This is a genomic window from Kitasatospora sp. NPDC058063 (assembly GCF_042885395.1).
Classification (GTDB): Bacteria; Actinomycetota; Actinomycetes; order Streptomycetales; family Streptomycetaceae; genus Kitasatospora; species Kitasatospora lactacystinica.
Map to the genome: position 1 here is coordinate 140600 of NZ_JBHVSD010000026.1, position 6931 is coordinate 147530.

Below are 6931 nucleotides of genomic sequence, written 5' to 3' on the forward strand. Positions count from 1 at the left end.
CGGAGCAACCTCGGCCGCCGGAGCGGCAGCGGGAGCAACCTCAGTCGCCGGAGCGGCGGCAGGGGCGGCGGCCGGGGCGACGTCCTCGTCGTTGAAGGTGGCGCCCGCACCCGTGAAGGAGCCGGTGACGCCCTCGTCGTCCGCAATGATCCAGAAGCTGGCGTGCGAGACACCGTCCTCGCCGACGTGGGACTCGACGGCCGCGAGGGCGGCGGCGTCCTCGTTCGCAGTGAAGAAGCCCTTGCCGTAGTTCGCGTCGATGCCTTCGTGGGCCGAGGCCAGGCCGGCGCAGCCGAGCACGAGCGGGACGGTGAGGGCGCCGACAGCCACGACTCGCTTGAGAGCACGCATGAAAATCTCCTCCACGGAGTTTCTGGTTGGGGTGGCGGTGCCGTTCGGTCCCGCCGCGATCTCAGAGAGCCACGCCCCACATCCCGCCGCAACCGCCGTCAGGACCCGTCCGGCCTCACGTCCCGTCAGAATCGCCGCCCTCACCAGCGGAAATACCGTTCGTATGCCTATCTGACAGGATCAGTCGGCTGGAGCACTCTGCGTCACCCCATGCCACTCTCCGTCGCGACAGAGCCCCCGCCGCGGACCGTCCCGGACGGAGCCGCCCTTCAGCGGAGTCACGCGAACGGCCCGGTACAACGGCCCGTCGCACGGGAACAGTTGGCCGGGCCCCCCGAGCTCGCGGAACGGCGGAAGCGTCGTTCCGGGCGTACTCGGGCCGGACGGCCGCCGCGAGGGCCGTCGAACCGGAGCGGGCCCGCGACACCCCCACTCCCCGCCCGACCCGTGGCGCAGAACGCTCCCCTCCCGCGACCCGGCGCCGACTCCCGCGGGGCGCGCCGCCGACTCCCGGCGAAGTCTCGTCCGCTGCGGCCGAGTTGGCGAACCCCCTCCCCTTGACAGACTTCCCGCGAAGTGCAGAATGACTTCATTATGAAGCAGGTAAATAAATCACCGGAGTCACCGGCCGGTCCGCTGGGGCGGGATGCCGAGGGCCGGCTCTACGACAGCAGGGTGCGGACGGCCATGGGCGCGTTCACCAAGGGCGGGGACACCCTGGCACTGGAGGCCGCGGCCGCCGCACGGTCGGCGTTCCACGCGGTGGAGAAGCTGCGGGCACACGGATCGCAGGGACGGGGGTTGAGCGCGGGAGCGCTGGATGTGCTGGTGCGGCTCGGAGCCGCAGGCAAAGCGGGAGACGCGGGCGAAGCGGGGCTGACCGTGGGCGAGTTGGCCCGGGCTGGCGGGGTGAGCCCGCGCAACGCGACCGGCCTGGTGGACACCCTGGAGCGGGAGGGGCTGGCCCGCCGCTCCCCCGACCCGAACGACCGGCGGGCGGTGCTGGTCACCGCGACGCCCGAAGGGCTGGCCTGGCTGGAGGAGTTCCGGGTGCCCACCGAGCGCGCGATGGCCGCCGTGTTCCGCGGCTTCAGCCCCGAGGAGATGGCCCAACTGCGGCACCTGTGCCTGCGGTTGGTGGAGAACCAGCAGCAGATCGAGCAGTACCTGGGCACGGTCGCGGACGGCCCGGGCCCGGACGTCAGCTGACCCCGGACGCCTCCGTGCGGCCGGCCGGAGCGGCACCCCGCTTCGGCCGGCCGCGCAGCGACTGCGCGGTGATGAAGGCCACCACTGTGGACACGATCAGCAGCGGCATCGCGTCGGTCGCCTGGCTGCCGAGCAGGGCGGCGGCCAGGACGGTGCTGGTGACGGGCAGGCCGGTGACGGCGGCACCCGAGGCCGCCAGGCCGACCGCCAGGGCGGGCCCGGCACCGAAGCCGGGCAGCGGCGCACAGGCCGTGCCGAGGGCCGTACCGAGCAGGAGCGCCGGGAAGATCGGGCCGCCGCGCAGGCTGCCGAGGGCGATCGACCAGCCCAGCCCCTTGAAGAGCGCGAGGGCGAGCAGCGCGCCGATCGGCCAGTCGGCCGGATCGGCGGCGAGCGCGCCCAGGGTGGCCTGCCCGGAGAGCGCGACCTGCTCCGGGGAGCGGCCGGTGAGCAGGGCGTACGCGGCGAGGCAGCAGCCGACCGCGACCGCGCACAACACGATGCGCAGGGCGGTCTGTCGTGCGGTCCCGGTCGTGACGAAGGCCTTCACCCCGCGGCCGACGGTCCGCCCCGCCACGCAGACCACCGCGATCGCGGCGGCCAACGGGACGCCCCAGAGGAAGTCCCCCGGGTCGGGCACCCCGGCCCTCGGCACGCTCGGCAGCGAGAGCGCACCGATCGACAGACCGGTCCAGTGGCCGAACCCGGTGAAGACCAGAGCCCCGAGGCCGCCGGACAGCAGGCTGGGCAGGATCAGCGCGGTCAGCTGCGGGCCGCCCAGCCCGGCCGCCTCGATCACCATGACGGCCGCCACCAGCGGGCTGCCGAAGATGGTGGAGATCGCCGCCGCGGAACCCGCCGTACCCAGCACCGCCACCAGCTGCGGATGTTCGGCCCGTTGGGCGGACCGGACGGCGAGCAGGGCGAGGCCGCCGCCGAGCGCCATCAGCGGCGACTCCGGGCCGAGCACCACACCGAGCGGCAGACAGGCGAGCGCGGCCAGCACCACCCCGGGCACGGCGACCGGCATCGTGGGCGGGCCACCGAAGCCGTCGACCGGGATGTGACCGCCGTGCCCGGGCAGCCGGGTCACGATCGGGGCGAGCAGCAGGCCGGCCAGCAGCAGCGCGGGCAGCGGCCACCACCAGGGGGCCTGGTGGTAGCCGAGCGTCTCCGGCAGGCTCTGCCAGACCCACTGCTGGAGCTCGTGCTCCAGGCTGACGAAGCCGAAGGCCGCCAGCGAGACCGGGATGCCGACCAACCCCGAGACCAGCAACAGGCGGAAGTAGCCCTTGTGCAGCAGCACCTCGCGCAGGGTCGGGCCGCTGCTTCGCTGCTGGGACGTCGTCGGCATCGCCGCTCCCTCGCGCTCCCGGGCCGCCCGCCGTCGGGGAGGGCCGTCCCGGGACCGAGTCTCGCCCGGAGCCGGACGCCCCGCACGGCGCACGGGCCGTCGACCGGGGCCACGCCGGACGCGGCTGCGCCGTGCGGGTGAGGATCAGACCTGGCGGGCGTCGGCACCCAGCGCGCTCTCGATGCCTTGGACCATCCGCCACAGCGGCGCCCGGCGGCTGGCGACCAGGACCACGACGTCGTCGGACTCGCCCTCGGCGGCCTCGCCCTGGCGCTCGCCCCAGGTGCCGGTGACGAAGGCCATCGCCGCGTCCACCTCGGCCACCCAGTCGCTCTCCCCGCCCGAGCGCAACCAGGTCCGCAGGGCGTGGTTGTGCGCGGAGACGACGGCCGCGGCGATCACGTCCGCACGCAGCGGGCCGTCGGGGCGGTCGGCGAAGCGGCCGCGCAGATAGGCGGCCAGGGTGTGCTCGTAGCGCCAGACCACGGACAGCTCGTACGCGCGCAAGCCGGGCACCTTGCGGGTCAGGCGGTAGCGCTGGACGGAGAAGGAGGGCTGCTCGGCGTACATCCGCAGGACCAGGCGGGCGGCGTCGCAGGCGTGCCTGACCGGGTCCTCCTCACCGGTGCCGGACTCCAGGAACTCCGTCATCTCGGCGAGGCTGCGCTCGTGGTCGGGGAAGACCACGTCCTCCTTGGCCGGGAAGTAGCGGAAGAAGGAGCGCCGGCCGACGCCGGCCAGCGAGACGATGTCGTCGACGGTCGTCTGTTCGAAGCCGCGCTCCAGGAAGAGCTCGAAGGCCGCGGCCACCAGCGCCTCGCGCATCGCCGGCTTCGAGGGCCCGTCATTCATGGACTGGTCCTGCTCTTCCTTCTCACTCATTCACCGGAACTTAGCATCGGGACGATGCCTCGGCACCGACGGCCGGGCGGCCGGCCGACCCGCCGTCGGTGCACGTCGAGGTGGGGTTACGGGTGGGGTTACGGGGGTGGGGTTACGGGAGGTTGCGGGCCATCACGATCCGCTGGACCTGGTTGGTGCCCTCGTAGATCTGCGTGATCTTCGCGTCCCGCATCATCCGCTCCACCGGATAGTCCCGGGTGTACCCGTACCCGCCCAGCAACTGCACCGCGTCCGTGGTGATCTCCATCGCCGCGTCCGACGCGAAACACTTCGCCGCCGCACCGAAGAACGTCAGATCCGCGTCCCCGCGCTGCGACTTCGCCGCCGCCGCGTACGTCAGCTGCCGCGCCGCCTCCAGCTTCATCGCCATGTCCGCCAGCATGAACTGGACCCCCTGGAACTCCGCGATCGCCTTCCCGAACTGCCGGCGCTCCCGCACATACCCGTTCGCGTAGTCCAGCGCCCCCTGCGCGATCCCCACCGCCTGCGCCGCGATCGTCACCCGCGTGTGGTCCAAGGTCTTCATCGCCGTCGCGAAACCCGTCCCCTCCGCACCGATCATCCGGTCCGCCGGAATCCGCACATTGTCGAAGTACACCTCACGCGTCGGCGAACCCTTGATCCCCAGCTTCTTCTCCGGCGCACCGAACGACACCCCCTCGTCGCCCTTCTCCACCACGAACGCCGAGATCCCCTTCGAGCGCTTCTCCGGATCCGTCACGGCCATCACCGTGTAGAACTCCGACACCCCCGCGTTGGTGATCCAGCGCTTCACCCCGTTCAGCACCCAGAAATCCCCGTCGCGCACCGCCCGGGTCCGCATCCCCGCCGCGTCCGAACCCGCCTCCGGCTCCGACAGGCAGTACGAGAACATCCCCTCGCCCCGCGCCAGCGCCCCCAGGTACTTCGCCTTCAACTCCTGCGACCCCGACAACTGCACCGGCAGCGACCCCAGCTTGTTCACCGCCGGAATCAACGAGGACGACGCACACACCCGCGCCACCTCCTCGATCACGATCACCGTCGCCAGCGCATCCGCCCCCGCACCACCGAACTCCTCCGGCACGTGCACCGCATGCAGATCACTGCCCCGCAACGCCTCCAGCGCCTCCTGCGGGAACCGCCCCTGCTCGTCCACCTCCGCCGCGAACGGAGCGATCTTCGCCTCGGCCAGCGAACGCACCGCCTCACGGAGCATCCCGTGCTCCTCGGAGATCCGGAAGAGATCGAAGTCCTGGCTCATGATCGCCACTCCTGTTTCACGACGGTACTCAGTACCCTTCATTATGCATGCGCGCGGCAAAAAGGGAACTCAGTGCCTTCCCTTCGCGGTACTGAGTTCCCTATCCTTTTCGTGCCGAACTTCTGCCGAACTTCTGCCGAACGAGCCGGTCCGAGCGCAGGGAGATGACAGCGTGATCCACTCAGCCATCGATGCCGACACCCGCAGCACGACGCTGTACTTCCAGCGCTGCACGTGGTGCAACAACCCGACCTTCCAGCGGCTGCTCTGCCCCACCTGCGGATCCACCGACCTCAGGCTGGAGCCCAGCGAGGGCACCGGCGTGGTGCGGCGCTGCGCGGTCGAGCAGGCCCGGACGCCGCTGGTCCGTCAGAAGTCCCTGATCCGGATGGCGGAGGGCTTCGACGTCTGGTGCATCGTGGACGGGATGCGCAGCACCGTGCCGGTCGGCACCCGGGTGCGGCTGCTCCCCTCCCCCGACTCCGACCAGCCGGAACTGCGGCTGCTGCCGATGGAGCCGCCACCGCCGGTGCAGGACACCGAGCCGCGCCCGCTGCCGCCGGCCCAGGGCGGCTTCACCCAGCACCTCGCCACCCAGCACCTCGCGGCCTTCGTCGCGGAGTGATCCGCCGGGGGATCGTGCGGCGGGCGGGGCGGACGGCGCGCCCGGGGCGCTGCCGGAGAACGAGGGAGAACGACGGAGGGCGTGGCACCGAGTACCACTCGGCGCCACGCCCTCCGCTGTCGTCCGGGGATCAGGCCTTGCGGGCCGTCACCTCGGCGGTGAGCTGCGGCAGCACCTCGAAGAGGTCGCCGACCACGCCGTAGTCGGCGAGCTCGAAGATCGGGGCCTCGGGGTCCTTGTTGACGGCCACGATGGTCTTCGAGGTCTGCATGCCGGCCCGGTGCTGGATCGCGCCCGAGATGCCGTTGGCCACGTACAGCTGCGGGGAGACCTGCTTGCCGGTCTGGCCGACCTGGCTGCTGTGCGGGTACCAGCCGGCGTCCACGGCGGCGCGCGAGGCGCCGACGGCCGCGCCCAGCGCGTCCGCGAGCTCCTCGACCACGCCGAAGCCCTCGGCGGCACCGACGCCGCGGCCGCCGGAGACCACGATGGCGGCCTCGGTCAGCTCCGGGCGGCCGGAGGACACGCGCGGGGTCCGCGAGGTCACCTTGGCGGCGTTGCCGGTGAACGCGACGGCGACGTTCTCCACCGCGCCGGCGGCCGGGGCGGCCTCCGGGGCGACGGCGTTCGGCTTGACGGTGATGACCGGCGCGCCCTTGCTCACCCGGGAGTCGACGGTGTACGAGGCGGCGAACACCGACTGGGTGGCGATCGGGCCCTGGTCGCCGGCGCGCAGGTCGACGGCGTCGGTGATGATGCCGGAGCCGATCCGCAGCGCGACACGCGCGGCGATCTCCTTGCCTTCGCCGGAGGACGTCACCAGCACGGCGGCGACGTCGCCGGCCCCGGCGATCTGGGCCAGGGCGTCCACCTTCGGGACGACCAGCTGGTCGGCGAACTCGGCGCCGTCGGCGACGTACACCTTCACCGCGCCGTACTCGCCGGCCTTCGCCGCGATGCCGGCCGCGGCCGCACCGGCGCCGAGGACGACGGCGGACGGCTCGCCGATGCGGCGGGCCAGGGTCAGCAGCTCCAGGGCCGGCTTGCGGACCGCACCGTCGGCGTGGTCCACCAGAACGAGAATCTCAGCCATTGCTCAATGTCTCCGTGTTTCGCTGTGGCAGGGGGTGGGTGGCTGGGCGCGCCGGCTCAGATGAACTTCTGGTCGGCGAGGAAGGCGGCGAGCGACTTGCCGCCCTCGCCCTCGTCCTTGACGACCGTGCCCGCGGTCCGCGCCGGACGCGCC

The 6931-nt window shown here is 72.4% G+C and carries 7 protein-coding genes and 1 pseudogene; 2 read left to right on the forward strand and 6 right to left on the reverse strand.

Annotated elements, in window-relative coordinates; all coding sequences use genetic code 11:
* Positions 1 to 351, reverse strand: a 351-nt coding sequence (locus ACFVUY_RS34745) for a hypothetical protein (protein ID WP_387736274.1), incomplete at its 3' end; no start/stop codon positions are given.
* A 576-nt stretch (positions 352 to 927) separates the two neighbouring features.
* Between ACFVUY_RS34745 and ACFVUY_RS34750 the strand changes: the two genes are divergently transcribed.
* Positions 928 to 1560: a MarR family winged helix-turn-helix transcriptional regulator gene (locus ACFVUY_RS34750; protein WP_387736276.1), complete on the forward strand. Its 633-nt coding sequence runs from the start codon at positions 928 to 930 to the stop codon at positions 1558 to 1560.
* On the opposite strand, the gene ACFVUY_RS34755 is transcribed toward ACFVUY_RS34750, so the two are convergent.
* The 3 genes from ACFVUY_RS34755 to ACFVUY_RS34765 form a co-directional block, all read right to left on the reverse strand.
* Positions 1553 to 2914 carry a chloride channel protein gene (locus ACFVUY_RS34755; RefSeq protein ID WP_387736278.1) on the reverse strand — a complete coding sequence of 454 codons (1362 nt, stop codon included), beginning with the start codon at positions 2912 to 2914 and terminating at the stop codon, positions 1553 to 1555. The two genes, ACFVUY_RS34750 and ACFVUY_RS34755, sit on opposite strands and share 8 nt — an antisense overlap.
* 144 nt (positions 2915 to 3058) lie before the next feature.
* A complete protein-coding gene (locus tag ACFVUY_RS34760; RefSeq protein WP_387695925.1) occupies positions 3059 to 3796 on the reverse strand; it encodes a TetR family transcriptional regulator in 738 nt (245 codons plus the stop codon).
* A gap of 112 nt (positions 3797 to 3908) precedes the next feature.
* The gene (locus ACFVUY_RS34765) at positions 3909 to 5060 is read right to left on the reverse strand and encodes an acyl-CoA dehydrogenase family protein (RefSeq protein ID WP_387736280.1); all 1152 of its coding nucleotides are present in this window, start codon (positions 5058 to 5060) and stop codon (positions 3909 to 3911) included.
* Positions 5061 to 5232: 172 nt separating this feature from the next.
* Between ACFVUY_RS34765 and ACFVUY_RS34770 the strand changes: the two genes are divergently transcribed.
* On the forward strand, positions 5233 to 5685 hold the full coding sequence (locus tag ACFVUY_RS34770) for a hypothetical protein (protein WP_359915655.1): 453 nt from the start codon (positions 5233 to 5235) through the stop codon (positions 5683 to 5685).
* 130 nt (positions 5686 to 5815) lie between these two features.
* Here the strand turns inward: ACFVUY_RS34770 and ACFVUY_RS34775 are convergent, their stop codons facing one another.
* Positions 5816 to 6778, reverse strand: coding sequence for an electron transfer flavoprotein subunit alpha/FixB family protein (locus ACFVUY_RS34775; protein WP_387736282.1), 963 nt, complete (start codon positions 6776 to 6778; stop codon positions 5816 to 5818).
* A gap of 56 nt (positions 6779 to 6834) precedes the next feature.
* A pseudogene (locus ACFVUY_RS34780) lies at positions 6835 to 6931 on the reverse strand (electron transfer flavoprotein subunit beta); the annotation flags it as partial.